Genomic DNA, 3,564 nt, shown 5'->3' with positions numbered 1-3,564 from the left:
CGGGGCGGCCCCCGCGGCCCCCCCCCCCCCCCCGCCGCCCCCCCACCCCCGGCCCCCCCGGGGGGCCCGGGGGCTTCCGTACGGCAGGGGCGGCAGGAGTCGAACCTGCGACCGACGCTTTTGGAGAGCGTTGCTCTGGCCTCTGAGCTACACCCCTTCGGCGTCCCGACTCTGTCAGGTTCGCCTCAGAGGCGTCATCCGATTATCCGTGTGTCGGGTGCTCCGTGCCCCGAATGGCCGTCAGCTCCTGGCGGCGGCCCACGCGTGCTGGATCACCAGGTCCGCCTTCAGCTCGGCGAGCTGCACGGCCACGGCCGAGGGGGCGGTGCCGCCGCGCCCGTTGCGGGACGCCAGCGCGCCCTGCACGTTGAGGACGGAGCGCACGTCCGGCGTCAGATGCGGGGAGATCTTGGCGAACTGCTCGTCGGTCAGCTCGTCCAGCTCGATGCCGAGCCCCTCGCACTCCTTGACACACTCCCCCGCGACCTCGTGCGCCACCCGGAACGGCACGCCCTGCTTGACCAGCCACTCCGCGATGTCGGTCGCGAGCGAGAAACCGGCGGGGGCCAGCTCCTCCATGCGCGTCCTGTTGATCTTCAGTGTGGCCATCATGCCGGTGAAGGCGGGGAGCAGGAGCTCCAGTTGGTCGCAGGAGTCGAAGACGGGCTCCTTGTCCTCCTGGAGGTCGCGGTTGTACGCGAGCGGCAGCGCCTTGAGGGTCGCCATCAGCCCTGTCAGATTGCCGATGAGCCGGCCGGACTTGCCGCGCGCCAGCTCCGCGATGTCGGGGTTCTTCTTCTGCGGCATGATCGACGAGCCGGTGGAGTAGGCGTCGTCCAGCGTCACGAAGGAGAACTCCTTCGTGTTCCACAGGATGACCTCCTCCGCGATCCTGGAGAGGTTCACGCCGATCATCGCGGTGATGAAGGTGAACTCGGCGACGAAGTCGCGGGAGGCCGTGCCGTCGATGGAGTTGCCGGCCGAGCCGCGCTCGAAGCCGAGGTCCGTCGCGACCGCCTCGGGGTCGAGCCCGAGCGAGGAGCCGGCCAGCGCGCCGGAGCCGTACGGGGAGACCGCCGTGCGCTTGTCCCACTGGCGCAGCCGCTCCGCGTCCCGCGACAGCGCCTGGACGTGTGCGAGGACATGGTGCGCGAACAGCACGGGCTGTGCGTGCTGGAGGTGGGTACGGCCCGGCATGGCGACGGTGGAGTGGGCGTCGGCGAGGCCGACCAGCGCGTCCTGGAGGTCGGCGATCAGGCCGCCGATGACGCGTCCGTGGTCGCGCAGGTACATCCGGAAGAGGGTGGCGACCTGGTCGTTGCGGGACCGGCCGGCGCGCAGCTTGCCGCCGAGGTCGGGACCGAGGCGCTCCAGCAGGCCGCGCTCCAGGGCGGTGTGCACGTCCTCGTCGGCGACGGTGCCGGTGAACGAGCCGTCCGCGACGTCGTCCTCCAGCTGGGCGAGCCCGGCGAGCATCTCCGTCAGCTCGTCCCCGGTGAGCAGTCCGGCCTTGTGCAGCACGCGTGCGTGGGCGCGCGATCCGGCGATGTCGTACGGGGCGAGGCGCCAGTCGAAGTGCACGGACGCCGAGAGCTTGGCCAGGGCGTCGGCCGGTCCGCCGGCGAACCGGCCGCCCCAGAGCCGGACGTCACCGTTGTTGCTGCTCACTGCTGCTCCCGAGGTGGAGAGGGTGGAGAGGGAAGAAGGTCGAGGGTACGGGCCGCGCCGCCGCGATCCGTACCGGTACGGGCCGCACCCGCGATCTCCGTACGCGTACGGGCCGCACGTGCGATGTCCGTACGCGGACGCGCCGCACGTGCGATGCCCGTACGCGGACGCGCCGCAGTTGCGATCTCCGTACGAGGACGGGCTCGGGGGTCCGGGCAGGAACGGGCCCCGGAACCGGGCCGCCTCCCCGCCCAGGAGGGAACGGGGAGGCGGTGGTGGTGCCGGCGGGCCCCCGCTCCGCGCGGGTCACGCCCGGGACTACGCCTGGAGGTCGCGCTTCGCGGCGATCTTCGAGGAGAGGCCGAAGATCTCGATGAAGCCCTGCGCCTTCGACTGGTCGAACGTGTCGCCCGTGTCGTACGTGGCGAGGTTGAAGTCGTACAGCGACTTCTCCGAGCGGCGGCCGGTGACCACGGCGCGACCCGCGTGCAGGGTCATCCGGATGTCGCCGGTGACGTGCTCGTTGGCCTCGTTGATGAAGCCGTCCAGCGCGCGCTTGAGCGGGGAGAACCACTGGCCGTCGTAGACCAGCTCGCCCCAGCGCTGCTCGACCTGCCGCTTGTAGCGGGCCAGTTCGCGCTCGACGGTGACGTTCTCCAGCTCCTGGTGTGCGGTGATCAGCGCGATCGCGCCGGGCGCCTCGTAGACCTCGCGGGACTTGATGCCCACGAGCCGGTCCTCGACGATGTCGATCCGGCCGATGCCCTGCGCCCCGGCGCGCTCGTTGAGCTGCTGGACGGCCTGGAGGACGGTGACGGGCTTGCCGTCGATCGCGACGGGGACGCCCGCCTTGAAGGAGATGACGACCTCGTCGGCCTCGCGGGGCGCGGCGGGGTTCTGCGTGTAGTCGTAGATGTCCTCGATCGGCGCGTTCCAGATGTCCTCGAGGAAGCCCGTCTCGACCGCGCGCCCGAAGACGTTCTGGTCGATGGAGTAGGGGGACTTCTTGGTGGTCGCGATCGGGAGGTTCTTCTCCTCGCAGAAGGCGATCGCCTTGTCGCGGGTCATCGCGTAGTCGCGGACCGGGGCGATGCACTTCAGGCCGGGCGCGAGGGCGACGATGCCGGCCTCGAAGCGGACCTGGTCGTTGCCCTTGCCGGTGCAGCCGTGGGCGACGGTGCCGGCGCCGTGCTTCTCGGCGGCGGCGACCAGGTGCTTGACGATGGCGGGCCTGGAGAGGGCGGAGACCAGCGGGTAGCGGTCCATGTAGAGCGCGTTGGCCTTGATCGCCGGCAGGCAGTAGCCCTCGGCGAACTCGTCCTTCGCGTCGGCGACCTCGGCCTCGACGGCGCCGCAGGCGAGGGCGCGCTTGCGGATGACGTCCATGTCCTCGCCGCCCTGGCCGACGTCGACGGCGACGGCGATCACCTCGGCGCCGGTCTCCTCGGCGATCCAACCGATGGCGACGGACGTGTCCAGGCCGCCCGAGTAGGCGAGTACGACGCGCTCGGTCACGAGTCTCTCCTTTGGATGCATTCGCTGATGGGTATAACTATGCAAGGCTCCGCATGGTTTGTCAAAACGCGCCCGCGACCAGGCCCGGACGAGGGGGACGGCACCGCCCCGCCGAGGTGGCCCGCACGGAGCAAGGGGCTCGCCCGTCCGGCCGCGCCGGGCGGGCGCGGCCCGGCGACCGCCCCTACGCTCCGGCCATGACGACCGTACGCGCGGCAGCGTCCGCCCTCCTCACCCTGACCGCCGTCGCCGCCCTCACGGGCGCGGGGCCCCCCGGCCCCCCCCGCCCCCCCCCGGCCCCGCGGGGGGGGGGCCCCCGGCGCCCCCCCCGGGGGGGCCCCCGGGCGGGGCCCCCCCCCCGGGGCCCCCCCGGGCGGGGGG

General features: G+C 72.3%; 2 protein-coding genes and 1 tRNA gene. All 3 read right to left on the bottom strand.

Annotated features, from left to right (window positions below; translation table 11 throughout):
* Nucleotides 1-84: 84 nt before the first annotated feature.
* Nucleotides 85-157, bottom strand: a tRNA-Trp gene (locus LCE31_RS37310).
* Between the two features lie 83 nt (nucleotides 158-240).
* A complete protein-coding gene (gene argH / locus LCE31_RS37305) occupies nucleotides 241-1,668 on the bottom strand; it encodes an argininosuccinate lyase (RefSeq protein WP_225022506.1) in 1,428 nt (475 codons plus the stop codon).
* 318 nt (nucleotides 1,669-1,986) lie between these two features.
* A complete protein-coding gene (locus LCE31_RS37300) occupies nucleotides 1,987-3,183 on the bottom strand; it encodes an argininosuccinate synthase (protein WP_225022504.1) in 1,197 nt (398 codons plus the stop codon).
* Between the last annotated feature and the right edge of the window lie 381 nt (nucleotides 3,184-3,564).

Origin of the sequence: Streptomyces sp. 8L (assembly GCF_020176795.1) — a bacterium.
In the GTDB taxonomy this organism is placed as follows: Bacteria; Actinomycetota; Actinomycetes; order Streptomycetales; family Streptomycetaceae; genus Streptomyces.
The sequence above is the reverse complement of the archived record's forward strand: the minus strand, read 5'-3'. Positions and strand labels throughout refer to the sequence as shown.